This is a genomic window from Streptomyces sp. NPDC060031 (assembly GCF_042736805.1).
Taxonomy (GTDB): Bacteria; Actinomycetota; Actinomycetes; order Streptomycetales; family Streptomycetaceae; genus Streptomyces.
In genome coordinates, this window is the sequence record NZ_JBHWVM010000041.1 from 1 (window position 1) to 14,088 (window position 14,088).

Annotated in this window: 9 protein-coding genes and 1 pseudogene; 4 read left to right on the top strand and 6 right to left on the bottom strand. The window is 70.6% G+C overall.

Annotated elements, in window-relative coordinates; all coding sequences use genetic code 11:
- Positions 1–40: 40 nt before the first annotated feature.
- A complete protein-coding gene (locus ACFWB8_RS19625) occupies positions 41–1,375 on the bottom strand; it encodes an ABC transporter substrate-binding protein (protein ID WP_385228198.1) in 1,335 nt (444 codons plus the stop codon).
- Positions 1,376–1,697: 322 nt separating this feature from the next.
- Here ACFWB8_RS19625 and ACFWB8_RS19630 point away from each other — a divergent pair, with 322 nt between their 5' ends.
- The gene (locus tag ACFWB8_RS19630; RefSeq protein WP_385228201.1) at positions 1,698–2,765 is read left to right on the top strand and encodes a LacI family DNA-binding transcriptional regulator; all 1,068 of its coding nucleotides are present in this window, start codon (positions 1,698–1,700) and stop codon (positions 2,763–2,765) included.
- 96 nt (positions 2,766–2,861) lie between these two features.
- Here the strand turns inward: ACFWB8_RS19630 and ACFWB8_RS19635 are convergent, their stop codons facing one another.
- Both ACFWB8_RS19635 and ACFWB8_RS19640 read right to left on the bottom strand, forming a co-directional pair.
- Entirely contained in the window at positions 2,862–4,598 is a 1,737-nt protein-coding gene (locus ACFWB8_RS19635) for a glycoside hydrolase family 6 protein (RefSeq protein WP_385228204.1), read from the bottom strand.
- Between the two features lie 14 nt (positions 4,599–4,612).
- Complete coding sequence (locus ACFWB8_RS19640; RefSeq protein WP_385228207.1) at positions 4,613–6,118, bottom strand: cellulase family glycosylhydrolase; 1,506 nt, start codon at positions 6,116–6,118, stop codon at positions 4,613–4,615.
- A gap of 266 nt (positions 6,119–6,384) precedes the next feature.
- On the opposite strand from ACFWB8_RS19640, the gene ACFWB8_RS19645 reads away from it, so the two are divergent.
- The gene (locus ACFWB8_RS19645) at positions 6,385–9,312 is read left to right on the top strand and encodes a glycoside hydrolase family 48 protein (protein WP_385228210.1); all 2,928 of its coding nucleotides are present in this window, start codon (positions 6,385–6,387) and stop codon (positions 9,310–9,312) included.
- 91 nt (positions 9,313–9,403) lie between these two features.
- Here the strand turns inward: ACFWB8_RS19645 and ACFWB8_RS19650 are convergent, their stop codons facing one another.
- From ACFWB8_RS19650 to ACFWB8_RS19660, 3 genes are all read right to left on the bottom strand, one after another.
- Positions 9,404–10,039, bottom strand: a complete 636-nt coding sequence (locus ACFWB8_RS19650; protein WP_385228213.1) for a pyridoxamine 5'-phosphate oxidase family protein — start codon at positions 10,037–10,039, stop codon at positions 9,404–9,406.
- A 35-nt stretch (positions 10,040–10,074) separates the two neighbouring features.
- Complete coding sequence (locus ACFWB8_RS19655) at positions 10,075–11,316, bottom strand: globin domain-containing protein (RefSeq protein ID WP_385228216.1); 1,242 nt, start codon at positions 11,314–11,316, stop codon at positions 10,075–10,077.
- A 253-nt stretch (positions 11,317–11,569) separates the two neighbouring features.
- Complete coding sequence (locus ACFWB8_RS19660) at positions 11,570–11,992, bottom strand: hypothetical protein (protein ID WP_385228219.1); 423 nt, start codon at positions 11,990–11,992, stop codon at positions 11,570–11,572.
- 80 nt (positions 11,993–12,072) lie between these two features.
- Here ACFWB8_RS19660 and ACFWB8_RS19665 point away from each other — a divergent pair, with 80 nt between their 5' ends.
- On the top strand, positions 12,073–13,167 hold the full coding sequence (locus tag ACFWB8_RS19665) for a glutamate--cysteine ligase (protein ID WP_385228222.1): 1,095 nt from the start codon (positions 12,073–12,075) through the stop codon (positions 13,165–13,167).
- A gap of 229 nt (positions 13,168–13,396) precedes the next feature.
- A pseudogene (locus tag ACFWB8_RS19670) lies at positions 13,397–13,940 on the top strand (cysteine hydrolase family protein).
- The last annotated feature ends 148 nt before the right edge of the window (positions 13,941–14,088 follow it).

The window sequence follows — 14,088 nt, forward strand, 5'->3', positions numbered from 1 at the left end:
GGCCCGCCGCCCGCAGGCGGCGGGCCGCGCGCGATCCCCGCTACTGATCGATCTTGTCGTCGACCAGCTTCTTGACGTTCTCCCAGGCCTTCGCCGGGTCGGTGCCGCGCTGCTCGATGTCGAGGATGCCGTTGTCGGTGAGGAAGGTCTTCACCTGGCCGTCCCAGCGGCTGATCGGGGCGGGCGTGATGCCGGCCGCGGCCTGCGAGTAGATCCTGCCGACCGGGGTGTCACCGAAGAACGGCAGCTTGGCGTCCTGGACCGCCGGGGAGGTGAGCGTGTCCTTGGAGGACGGGATGTTGCCGTTCACGCCGAAGACCTTGGCGTGCTGCGCCGGCGCGGTCAGCCAGGCCGCGAGCTCGGCCGCCTCCTTGGTGTGCTTGCCCGACTTCGGCACGGTGAGGAACGCACCGCCCCAGTTGCCGGCCACGGGGGGCGCGGCGATGTCCCACTTGCCCTGGTTCTCGGCGCCCGCCTGGTCCTTGATGATGCCCGTCATCCAGCTCGGGCAGGCGACCGTGGCGAACGTCGAGTTCTTGAAGGCCGCGTTCCAGGTGCCCTTCTCGTCGAACTGGCGCAGCTTCGCCGTCAGTTCGCCCTTGGCCGCCGCCACGGCGGTGTCCCAGGCCTTCTTCACGCCGGGGCTGTTCTCGTAGTCCAGCTCGCCCTTGGCGTTGGCGTACTGCACCGGCTCGCTGGAGACCACGGCGTTGAACAGGCCGCTCGCGGAGTCGTGGAAGGCGGTCCCGGCCGGGGCGTTCTTCTTGTACGTCTCGCCGACCTGTATGAACTTCGCCCAGTCGCCCGTCCAGAGCTTGGCGACCTCGGTGCGGTCGGTCGGCAGGCCGGCCTTGGCGAACAGGTCCTTGTTGTAGCAGATGGCCATGGGGCCGATGTCCGTGCCGAGGCCGATGACCTTGCCGTCGCCCGTGGTGGCCTGCTTGACCTTCCAGTCGAGGAAGGCGCCGAGGTCCGAACCGCCCGTCGTGCCGAGGTCGACCCACTTGCCCGCCATGGCCGGCCCGGTGGCCTCCGCGATGTAGCCGACTTCCAGGGCCTGGATGTCCGCGAGGCCGCTGTCGCGGGAGAGGCGCAGCTTGAGCGTGTCCCAGTACTTCTGGCCGTCGGCCACGTTCGACTCTTCGATCTTGATGTTGGGGTGGGCCTGCTCGTACTCGGCGTAGAGCTTGGCCCCGGTCGCGTCGTCGTAACCGAAGGAACCGAAGGTCCCGATCCGCAGCGTGATCTTCTCGCCGCCGGCCGCACCGTCGTCGCCGTCACCGCCGCAGCCGGTGAGCAAGGCCGTACCGGTCGCGACGACGGCGATCGCGGCGATCGCGGTACGGCGTCCGCGTCTGCTGCTGGAAGTGCGCATTCCACTCTCCTCGTCCAAGGTGGTGCCCGTTGTGCGCCAGGGGCGTATGGGAGCGCTCCCACGTCGTTGCCGGAAGGTTGCTGCCTGGCGGGTGCGAGTGTCAAGAGATGAACGCCGATTCATTACGGGAAGGTGTTCGGCGGATGTCACGCCCCCGCTTTGAGGGGAGTCGCGTCAGGTTCTGAACGCGGCCATGGCGTCGGCGGGCGGTCGCAGGTAGTGTGGGAGCGCTCCCACACCTCTGGTCGGCGTACCGTTGTTCCGCGTGGGACGGGGAGCGGGTCCACTGTCCTGCCTGATCAGCGAGGGGAGTTCGAGAGGCGTGAGCGGACGGCACAACGGCAGGCCCACCCTGGAAGAAGTCGCGGCCCTGGCCGGCGTCGGCCGGGGCACGGTCTCCCGGGTGATCAACGGCTCGCCACGGGTGAGTGAGCAGGCCCGGGACGCCGTCGCCCGCGCCGTCGCCGAGCTCGGTTACGTACCCAATCAGGCGGCCAGGGCGCTGGCCGGCAGCCGGACCGACGCGGTCGCCCTCGTCATCCCGGAGACCGAGGCCCGGCTGTTCGCGGAGCCGTACTTCCTCGACCTCATCCGCGGGGTGAGCGCCGAGCTGGCCGAAGCGGACAAACAGCTGCTGCTCACCCTGGTACGGACCGAGTCGGAGCGGGCGCGGTTCGAGCAGTACCTGGCCACCCAGCGGGTGGACGGGGTGCTGCTGGCATCCGTCCACGGTGACGATCCGCTGCCCGACCGGATCCGGGAGCTGGGGTTGCCGGTCGTCATGAACGGGCGCCGCTCCGAGGCGGAACCCGTCGCTTACGTGGACTCCGACAACATCGGCGCGGGACGGGCGGCCGTCGCCCACCTCGTGGGACGCGGCCGGAGCAGGATCGCGACCATCAGCGGGCCGCTCGACATGTACGTGGCCCGCGCGCGGCTGGGCGGCTACCGCGCGGGCCTCGCCGAGGCCGGGCTCGTGCCCGACGAGTCGCTCGTGGCGCACGGGGACTTCACCGAGGACGGTGGCAGGCTGGCGATGCGCGAGCTCCTGGAGCGCAGCCCGGGCCTGGACGCGGTCTTCGCCGCCTCCGACGTGATGGCGGCCGGCGCACGCGGTGTGCTGCGCGAGGCCGGGCGACGGGTCCCCGAGGACGTGGCCCTCGTCGGCGTCGACGACTCGGCGGTGGCCCGTCTGATGGATCCGCCCCTGACGAGCGTGCGCCAGCCGATCGAGGAGATGGGCCGCACGATGACCCGGATGCTGCTCCAGAAGATCGCGGAGGGGGCGGAGAAGACGGCGCAGCCCTCCGGGGCCGGTTCCGCGGCGGGGGCGGGGGAAGAGCCGCGCAGGGTCCTTCCGACGGAGCTGATCGTGCGGGACTCCTCCTGAGGGCGGTTCCGATCCCTCCTGAGCGCGGCGCGGCCCGGAGCCGTACGGAATCCTGAGGTTCCGTACGGCTCCGGTCTTCTCACCGCCGGCTGTGCGTCACAGCGCCGGGTAGGCGTTCTTCAGGAGTTCCTGGAACTGGGCCGAGAACCACTGGCCCGAGAGCGGCGCGTTCGGGAGCGAGCCCGACATGCTGTTGCCGTTGCGGGCGTTGCCCGTGTACGTCGGGTCGCACATCCGGTCGAAGCCCTTGCCCTCGTTGTTCGGGATCTCCTTGCTCGCCCCGTCCGACTCGCCCGGCGGCTTGATCCACACGTACGCGTCGATGCCCGGGGCCGGTGCCGCCTGCGGCCTCTCGCCGAGCCCGGCGCCCGACTGGTTGCACCAGTTGCCGAGGTGGATGCGCCGGTCGTAGCGTCCGCCGTTGACGTACGTGTCGACGCTGGTCAGCGCGCCGGGTCCGGTCGGCCTGGCCGTGCCGCCCCAGCCGTTGCGGGAGGTGTCGATCAGCATGCCGAGTTTCGCGTCGAAGCCCAGGGAGACGAGCTTGGTCCGCATGGCCTGGGCGTAGGACAGCTCGTCCGTGTAACGGTTCCAGTCGACCCACTTCGACTGGCGTACGGACGTGCCGTTGACGGAGTCCTCGATCTTGAAGTGGTCTTCCTTCAGCGCACTGTAGTTGGCCGTGTTCACGATGAAGCCGTGCACGTTGGAGAGCGTGGAACCCTCGGCGGTGGCCGCCTGCTTGAAGATGTCCGCGGAGGCGCCGAAGTTGTCGTCCCAGCCGAGCCAGCCGTGGTGGCCGGCGTCCACGTAGTTGTAGACGTTGGCGATCGAGCCCAGCTTGTTCAGCGCGTACCCGACCCCCTTGATGTAGTTGCCGTTGGTCTTCATCACGTCGCAGTTGGCGGTGGCCGTCGGCCGCCCGGAGACGTTGGTGACCAGGTTCGGCAGCGAGTCGATCTCGACCGTGGTGACGATCCGCAGCCCCGCGTACTTGGAGTCGGCGAGGATCGCGGCGATGGGGTCGATGTACTGCGTCTTGTACCTGTCGATCTCGGTGGGGCCCAGCTCGCCGTTGGAGGCGAGCGCGGCGCAGTCCCGTCCCGGGAGGTTGTAGATCACCAGCTGGACGACGAGCTCGCCGCTGCCCTTCTGCGCCAGGGCCGCGTCGAGGTGGGCGCGCAGGCCCATGCCGCCGTTGACGCCCTGGATGGCGGCGGTGCGGTCCAGCCACACGCCGGTGGGCTGGTTCGACACCTTGGTGCCGCCCGGCTCGGCGGCGGCCTTCGCGGACCACTCGGGGTTCACGTACACCTTGGCGCCGGCGTACGGGTTGTCGACCTTGCTGCCGGAGGGCGGCGGGGTCGTGGGCGGTGTGGTCGGGGGAGTGGTCGGCGGCTCCGTCGGCACGGTGGCACCGTTGCAGGTGACGCCGTTGAGCTTGAACGTCGCGGGCACGGCGTTCGTGCCGGTGTGCGAACCGTTGAAGCCGAAGGACGTCGAACCGCCCGTGGCCAGGTTCCCGTTGTAGGAGAGGCTCTTGGCGGTCACGGCCGCGCCCGACTGGGTGATGGCGGCGTTCCAGCCCTGGGTGACCTGCTGGCCGTTCGCGTAGGACCATTCCAGGGTCCAGGAGGCGACCGGGTCACCGGTGTTGGTGACGATCACATTGGCGCCGAACCCGTTGTTCCACTGGTTCGTGATCTGGTACTCGACCTTGCAGCCGGCGGTGGCGGCGCCGGCGCCGGCGGCGAACACGGTCGCGGTGGCGCCGGCGGCCGTGACGAGACTGAGGGCCGCCAGCAGGGCGGTGCGGGGGATCGTGCGGCTCATTTCGTGGGTGCCTTTCAGTTCAGGGCGCGCAGGCGGTCGCGCAGCCCGATGCCGAACGGGGTGGGGGTGCCGTCGTAGGAGGTGATCAGGGCCGGACCGGAGTTGCAGTTCCAGGTGTTCCAGGTCCAGCCGAGATACGAGAGGGCGCGGGCGTCGAACCACGCCATGACGCGGTCGATGAACGCGTGTCCGCAGGTGTTCTCACCGATCTCGCCCGCCACCACGGGGACCCGGGCGGCGACCGGGGCGAGGGTCGAGTTCCAGCACGCCTCGTCGGAACAGGTGTTGAAGTTGTAGACGTGCCAGGCCGCGGCCAGATTGCCCGTCGGATCGGTGGGGGCGTGGGTGAGCCACTGGCTCAGGTCGTTGGAGTACGCGATGCCGGGGACGAGGACGAGATTGCGGGCCCCGGTCGTACGGACGGCGTCCACCAGGTCCTGCATGCCGGCGACCTCGTAGCCAATGCCCGGGCAGGTGCCGCCGTCGCGCCAGCAGCTCCACGCCTGCGCGGCGGTGGGGGTCGCCCGGTCCGGGTAGGGCTCGTTGAACAGGTCGAAGGCGACCCGCCGCTCGCTCTTGAAGGTGTCCGCCACCGAGGTCCAGAACGCCGGGGCGTACCGGGCGTCCGGCATCGGCTTCTGGCAGGAGGCGTGGACGTCGGCGCACCCCGAGGAATTGCCGGTGTACTGGCCGTACGTCCAGTGCAGTTCGACGACCGGGGTCATGCCCTGGGCGAGGACCCGGCCGACCAGGCCCTTGACGGCGTCGATGTAGTTCGTTCCCCGGTACTCGGGCTTGATGTGGTCGAGGCCGAGCCAGCACTCCTCGTTGAGGGGGATGCGGACGGTGTTGGCCTTCCAGTCGGCGATGGCGCGCACCGAGGCGTCGTCAACGGGGCCGTCGAAGATGCCGTGGCCCTGCACGCACATGAACTCGCCCCCGGAGCGGTTGACCCCGAGGAGGCGGCGGGTGGCGCCGTTCTGGTCGGTGAGGCGGTTGCCGGTGACGCTCAGTTCGGGCGCCCCGGAGACGGGGTCGGGGGGATCGGGCGGGTCGGTGGGCGTGGGCGTCGGTGTGGTGGGTGTCGGATCCGGCCCCGGGCCGGTGGTGCAGGGCGTTCCGTTGAGCGTGAACGTACCGGGCGCCGTGTTGGCGCCCGACCACGAGGCGATGAAGCCGGTCGTGACGCTCGCACCGGCGGCGAGCGCGGCGTTCCAGTCCTCGTTCACGGCCGTGACGGCCGGCCCGGTCTGGGACCACTTGGCGCCCCAGCCCTGACTGACGGTCTGGCCTGCCGGGAAGCCGAAGCCGAGGCTCCAGCCGTTCAATGCGGAACTGTTGTTGGTGACGGTGACCGCGCCCTGGAATCCGCCGGCCCACTGGCCGACGACCGAGTACTTCACCGTGCACAAGGGTGCGGCCGCGGCTCCTGAGGCCGTACCCGTGACAGCGAACGCGCAGCTCGCCATCGCGAGCGCTGCCCCTGTGAGCAGCGCGGACAGGCGTGGGGGGTGTCGCATGAGCGACTCCTTGCAGCGAGGGCGCGCCCTGACGGCGCGCCGACTGACGGAATCGCTCCCACTGGTTGGGGCCAGACCGTAGCGGCAACTGACGCCAAGCAAAAGAGGAGTTGGCCAAATTTCTCCCCGGAATGCCTTCGACTCTTCGCGCATCTTGACGCCGTTGCGTCCCGTCTGCACAGTGGGAGCGCTCCCACTGGTTCACAGCTTGTGCTCATGCTCTTCGCACCCCCCCACCTCCCCGAGCCGCGAGGAGAACCACCGGTATGCCAGCACACCCATTACCCAGACAGCGCGGACGGCGCGGACGGCGCCGGCTGCTGACCGCGTCGGTCGCGGCCCTCTCCCTCCCCCTGGGCCTCACGGCCGTCGGAGCCACCACCGCCGAGGCCGCGGCGGTGCAGTGCAGCGTCGACTACAAGACCAACGACTGGGGATCGGGCTTCACCGCCGAGCTCACCCTCACCAACCGCTCCGCAGCCCCGCTGGACGGCTGGACCCTCACCTACGCCCACTCGGGCAACCAGCAGCTCACCAACGGATGGAACGGCACCTGGTCCCAGAGCGGCAAGACCGTCAGCGTCGCGGCCGCGGCCTGGAACAAGACCGTCGCCGCCGGCGCGGCCGTCACGGCCGGCGCCCAGTTCGCCTACAGCGGGACCAACGCCGCTCCCACCTCCTTCGCGGTCAACGGCACCTCGTGCACCGGAGCCCACCAGCCCCCGGTCGCCGTCCTGACCAGCCCCACCGCGGGCGCCGTCTACACGGCGGGCGCCCCCGTCCCGCTCGCCGCCACCGCCGCGGCCGCCGACGGCGCCACCGTCGGGAAGGTCGAGTTCTACAGCGGCACCACCCTCCTGGGCGCGGACACCACGGCGCCCTTCACCCTCGGCGCCACCGGCCTCGCCGCCGGTGCCCACTCCCTCTACGCCAAGGCCTACGACAGCCTCGGCGCCTCCGCCGAGTCCGCCCCCGTCGGCATCACCGTCGCCGCCGGCCCCGCGCTCGTCGCCACGCCCGCGCAGCTCTCCGTACGCCGGGGCGAGACGGGCACCTTCGATCTGAAGCCCTCCACCCAGCCGGCCGCGAACGTCACGGTGAGCATCGCCCGCACCTCGGGCAACACCGACCTCACCGCGACACCCGCCGCGCTCACGTTCACCCCGGCGAACTGGAACACCGCCCAGAAGGTGACCGTCGCCGCGGGGAGCACCGGCAGTGGCTCCGCGGTCTTCACCGCGACCGCCCCCGGCCATGCGAAGGCCGAGGTCACCGTCGCGGAGCTGGCCGCCGATTCCACGTACGACGCCCGCTTCCTCGACCTCCACGGGAAGATCACCAACCCGGCCAACGGCTACTTCTCGCCCGAGGGCATCCCGTACCACTCCGTCGAGACGCTGATCGTCGAGGCTCCGGACCACGGGCACGAGACGACCTCGGAGGCGTACAGCTACCTGATCTGGCTCCAGGCGATGTACGGGAAGATCACCGGGGACTGGACCAAGTTCAACGGCGCGTGGGACACCATGGAGAAGTTCATGATCCCCACCCACGCCGATCAGCCCACGACCGGCTCCTACAACGCGTCCAAGCCCGCCACCTACGCCCCCGAGCACGACCTTCCCTCGCAGTACCCGGCCAGGCTCGACGCAACAGTGGCCGCCGGCGCCGACCCGATCGCCGGCGAGCTGAAGAGCACGTACGGCACGGACGACATCTACGGCATGCACTGGCTCCAGGACGTCGACAACGTCTACGGCTACGGCAACGAGCCCGGAAAGTGCTCCGCCGGACCGAACGCGACCGGGCCCTCGTACATCAACACCTTCCAGCGCGGGCCCCAGGAGTCGGTCTGGGAGACCGTTCCGCATCCCACCTGCGACAACTTCACCTTCGGCGGCAAGAACGGCTACCTCGACCTCTTCACCGGGGACTCCTCCTACGCCAAGCAGTGGAAGTTCACCGATGCCCCGGACGCCGACGCGCGCGCCGTCCAGGCCGCCTACTGGGCCGACATCTGGGCCAAGGAACAGGGCAAGGGGACCCAGGTCACCGCGACGGTCTCCAAGGCGGCCAAGATGGGCGACTACCTGCGGTACTCCATGTTCGACAAGTACTTCAAGAAGGCCGGGAACTGTGTCGGCCCGACCGTCTGCCCCGCCGGCACCGGCAAGGACAGCGCGCACTACCTGATGTCCTGGTACTACGCCTGGGGCGGCGCCACCGACACCTCGGCCGGCTGGTCCTGGCGGATCGGCTCCAGCCACGCCCACAGCGGCTACCAGAACCCGCTCGCCGCCTACGCGCTCAGCGAGTACGCCCCGCTCAAGCCCAAGTCGGCGACCGGCGCGGCGGACTGGGCCACCAGCCTCGACCGGCAGCTGGAGTTCTACCGCTGGCTCCAGTCCGACGAGGGCGCCATCGCGGGCGGCGCCACCAACAGCTGGCAGGGGCGGTACGCACAGCCCCCGGCCGGCACCCCCACCTTCCACGGCCTCTTCTACGACGAGAAGCCCGTCTACCACGACCCGGCGTCCAACCAGTGGTTCGGCTTCCAGGCCTGGTCCATGGAGCGGGTCGCCGAGCTCTACCGGCAGACGGGGGACGCGGCGGCCAAGACCGTGCTCGACAAGTGGGTCGGCTGGGCCCTGTCGAAGACCACGATCAACCCCGACGGCACCTACCGCATCCCCTCCACCCTCCAGTGGTCCGGCGCCCCCGACACCTGGAACGCGACGAATCCCGGAGCGAACGCGGGCCTGCACGTCACCGTCGCCGACTACACCGACGACGTGGGCGTGGCCGCCGCCTACGCCAAGACCCTGACCTACTACGCGGCGAAGTCCGGGAACGCCGAGGCGAAGCGCGTCGCCAAGGCCCTGCTCGACGGCATGTGGGCCCACCACCAGGACCCGCTGGGCATCGCCGTCCAGGAGACCCGGACCGACTACAACCGTTTCAACAACCCGGTGTACGTCCCCAGTACATGGACCGGCGCCATGCCGAACGGCGACACGGTGAACTCCTCGTCCACCTTCGCCTCGATCCGCACCTTCTACCAGGACGACCCGGCCTGGCCGAAGATCGAGGCCTACCTCGCGGGCGGCGCCGCGCCCGTCTTCACGTACCACCGGTTCTGGGCCCAGGCGGACATCGCCCTGGCCATGGGCTCGTACGCGGAGCTGCTCGAATAACAGCCGCCCCGCCGGGAGACGGCTCCGCGTACGACGAGGCCGGGCAGCCCGCGAGGGCCGCCCGGCCTCTGCGACTCGGTCCTCCGAGCTCTCAACGGGGAGCAGTGCTGGGGGCCGCGACCGTCGCGCGCGCGGCCGGGGTACCGGTGAAATAGCTCGAGTCCTTGGGCCGCGCGGCGTCATGACTGCCGGGGCGGGGAGCCGGTTCCAGGTGCGGTATGTACTTGGAGCAGTGGATGTAGGCCTCGTCGATGCTCAGGTGGACCCACATTTCGGGACTGCGTCCGGGTGCGCCGTCGGCCGGCAGGCCCGGATGCAGGGAGCGCAGGCCCGTGTCGGTGTAGAGCCGGGCCACGCCGTTGACGTGAAGGCCCACGTGGTGGTGGGTGAAGTCCACGAACAGCATGCCGAGATGGGGGTTCTCCGTCATGTTCCCGGCGCTGGCGAGCACACCGTTCCCGCGGAACTCGGGGTAGGCCAGCGTGTGGTCGTCGATCACGTGGACGAAACCCGGCGGCCCCGCCCGGAAACTGGCGTCGCATGCGCCGTGGGAGTCGGCGGTGGAGAGGAAGACCATCGCCTGGCGGCCTATGAAGTCCCGCATCTCGGGCGTGAGGCAGGGGCGCACCTGCTGGTCGTAGAACCGGGCGGCGCGCTCGGCGGTGCCCAGTTGCTGCTGCAGTCGGTGTTCACCTGCTGATCCAAAGGACGGCGGGGGCAAGGTCACGGGCGTTCTCCTGGCAGGACGGGCAAGCGCTTGGCTCAGGGAAAGGACAGGACGGGCGTTTCGAACGGGTCGTGGTGGATGCGGTCGGGCAAGGTGCCGCCGAGCGTGAGCGTCTCGCTGGCGGAGACGACCATCGGGGCCGGGCCGCTGAGGTAGACGTCGTGCTGGTACCACGGGCCGTACTCGGCCAGAACCTCCGGGAGGGACCCGCGGATCCCGGGGACGTACTCGTGGGAGACCGCGCCCCTGGTGGTCAGCCAGTGGTGGCGCTGGGACATCCGGAGCATGTCCTCGACCCCGTACAACTCGGCGCCGGTGCGGGCACCGAGGAACAGGTCCACCTGATGGCGTCCCCCGCGGCGGGCGACCTCTTCGATGAGCGCGCGGATCGGGGCGAGTCCGGTGCCGCCGGCCACACAGAGCAGGTCGGTGAAGACGGCGGCGTCCAGCACCATGTCGCCCATGGGGGCTCCCAGGTGGACCACGTCGCCCACCACGGCCCGGTGAACCAAGGCGCTGCTGACGGAGCCGCCGGCGACCGCGCGCACGTGAAAGGTGAGGCTGCCGTCCTCGCGGGGCGCGTTGGCGGGGGAGTAGTGGCGCCAATGCCGCGGCCACCACGGGGTCTCGACGCTGACGTACTGTCCGGCGGCGTACTCGTAGGGCATGTGGGGGCGCACGGTGATCTCGGCGATGCCGTTCCCGCGGGAGACGCGGTGCACCACCGTCGCGGGCCACACGGCGGGCCGTACCGCCTCGTCCTGCTCGGCGGCGCTGATCATGACCTCGGCGACCACGCCGTACGCCTTGGTCCACGCGGCGGCGATGTCGGCGGTCCACGCGGGGCCGGCGTAGCGGGCCAGAGAGGCGAGGAGGCACTCGCCCACGGCGGGGAAGTGCGCGCTGAGCGTGCCGAACTTGCGGTGGTCGCGCCCGAGGTGCCCGCAGAAGCGGACGAGGTTTTCCGGGTCGTCGACGAGGTCGACGATGCGCAGCAGCGCGCGCAGCAGGCGCCCGCGCTGGGCGTCCATGCCGGGCGGGAACATCGGACGGACTTCGGGGTAGCGGGCGAAGAGGATCGCGTAGAAGTAGACCGTCATTTCCGCGGCCAGCGGCTCGACCACCGACACGGAGGCGCGTATGAGGTCTGTCTCGCGGGCCGACAGGGGTGGCTCCACGACCGCCGGCCGGGCGGCGGGGGCGGCCGGGGCGGGCGCCGGGGCCTGCGGAGACGGGATCGGGGAAGTGTGGCCCGGGCGGTTGATCCGGAATCTCAAGAGAGCAGCGCTCCTCCACCCGTTGGTCGTGTTGGGGGAGCGGTGATCGGGACGTCGAACGTGGAGGTCATGAGTCCTCATCGGGGGTCGGGTACGCCGAAACGGATCAAGCGGTTCCGGACGGTACATGACCATGTGGGTACTCAGAAGTAGCAAGGGAGTATGACCGGCATGCCCCCCATTGCGCCCCGGTCACTCTTTCCGTTACGCGATGCTTCGCGCCCTTCCCGGGGGTGCGGTGGGCGCAGAAACCTCAGCCGGCGAGGGCGACCAGCCTCCGGTACTCCAGCTGGTCCGCCCGTCTGGCCGTGAGGTGGACGTGAACCTCCGCGAGGTGTTCCTTCAGGAAGGCGTAGCCCGCCGTGTAAGCCTCCTCCTGTCCGCCGGCGGCCGGCGGCATCCACAGGACCAGCAGGTGTTCGTGCCTGCGCGCACCTTCCGGGGTGGCGAAGGACAGCTCGTGGACGACCAGACGCGCCTCGGCCGCGGGCAGTGCGGCGACCAGCTCCTCGTGGGTCAGATTGCCCTCCACCTCCGCGGCCAGCATCCCCGGGGGATCCACGAAGCGGAGGATCACGGTATTGACCTCCCGCGTCTCCCTCAGGTGGTGGAGGGCAACAAGGCAGTCTTCCGAAAGGCCGATCGGGCTGCTCACGCGAAACCTCGCTTCGCTCATGGCCGGAGCCCGCGGACCACGCCTGCGGGGCCGGGCACCATGAGTGGGGTGATCATGGAGTGGCCGGGTAGTCGCAGGACGTGATCACCGTGGGAGTGGAAGAAGAGTATCTGCTGCTCGACCCGGTTTCGGGTGAACCGAAACCACTGGTGGAGGAGGTGCGCCGCACGGCAGGCCTCGGTCCCCTCGCGGAACAGGGTGAGGTCCAGGACGAGCTGCTCCAGGCCCAGATCGAGGTGGCCACCCCGGTGTGTCGCACCCTCGAAGAGGTGGGTGGCCACCTGCTGCGCCTGCGCCATGCGGTGGCCTCCGCCGCGGAGGAGAACGGCTGCCGGGTCGCGGCCACCGGTGCGGCGCCGCTGCGGGGGACCCTGCCCGTGCCCGTGACGCGGACGCCGCGGTACCTGAGGATGGAGGGTCAGGCCCGGCAGCTGGTGGACGAGCAGCTGATCTGCGGAACGCACGTCCACGTGGGGATCCCCGATCGGCAGACGGGTGTGGTGGTGCTCAACCGGATCCAGGGGTGGCTGCCGACGCTGCTGGCCATGTCCGCGAACTCACCTCTGTGGGACGGACAGGACACCGGTTTCGCGAGCTGGCGCACCATCGTGTTCGGGCGGTGGCCCGTCAGTGGGCCGCCCCCGTACTTCGACGGGCTCGCCGACTACGAACGGCGGATGGAGGCCCTGGTGGCCTCCGGCGTGATCGCCGACCGGGGGCAGATCTACTGGCAGGTCCGGTTGTCCGACCGGTACCCCACCGTCGAGGTGCGGTGCCTGGACGTCCAGCTCCGCGCGGACGACGCCGTCATGCTCGCCGGCCTGGTCCGCGCGCTGGTCGCCACGGCGATCGCCGACGAGAAGGCGGGCGTGCCACCGGCCGCGCCCGTACCGGAGCTGGTGCGGGCCGGGACCTGGCACGCGGCCCGGCACGGCCTGAACGGCACCCTGGTGGATCCGCTGGGCCTCCCGCGCAGCAGTGGCGACGTGCTGTGCGCGCTCCTGAGCCACATCACACCGGCTCTGGAGGACGCCGGCGACCTCCGCGAGGTGAGCGCGCTCGCGCACCGGCTGCTGCAGGAGGGCACCCCCGCCGACCGCCAGCGCCGCGCCGTGGCCGACGGCGGGCTGCCGCGTCTGCTCGATCTGATCACCGGCGCCGCCGCCTCCGACTGAGGCGTGCGGGGCGACTCGCAGTCTGCCCCCCCGGCCTGCCCCGGCCGGCTCCGGGACGCCGCAGGCGGCTGCCAGGTCCGACAGGTGAGGAGTCCGCGCGCAGCCTCGGCCCGGCGAGGGTTCCGGGCCGTGCGGAACGGCCCCCCGCCCCCCCGTACGCGGGTATCGCCGGCAGGGCGTCCGGCCCTGTCAGCGGCCGCCCGGCAGAGTGTCCGGGACCTTGGAGACCATGGGGAAGACCGCTCTCGTCATCATCGACATGCCCAACACCTACGACCACGAGGACGCCGACCTGCTCCTCCCCTCCGTGACGGGGGCACTCCCCGCCGTGGTGCACCTGCTGGAGCAGGCCCGGGAGCGGGATCTTCCGGTGATCCGTCAACGACAACTTCGGGAAGTGGCGCTCCCACCACGGGGAGATCCTGGACGCGGCGCTTGCCGGCCCGCACGCCGGACTGGTCGCACCGGTGCAGCCGGACGAGAGCTCCTACTTCGTGGTCAAAGCGCGCCACTCCGTCTTCTACGAGACGCCGCTCGCGTACCTGTTGGGAACGCTCGACGTGAGCCACCTCGTCCTGTGCGGGCAGGTCACGGAGCAGTGCGTGCTCTACTCCGCCCTCGACGCCCACATCCGGCACCTGTCGGTCACGGTCGCCGAGGACGCCGTGGCCCACATCCACCGGGACCTGGCCGACGCCGCCCTGCGCATGATGGAGACCAACATGGCGGCGCGCATCGTCCCCGCCGAAGAAGCCCTGGGAGTCACGGGCTGAAACGCCCCGCCTGCCCCGCAGACGGTTCCGCGGGCCAGCGCGGGGCAGGCGCGGGGCGCGGGCTCCGGGCTTCGGTCAGATGCCGTGAACCCCTGCGAAAGCCGGGTGAGAAGCCCGGGGAGTCCGTTTGAGCCCGGCGTCTTCCGGG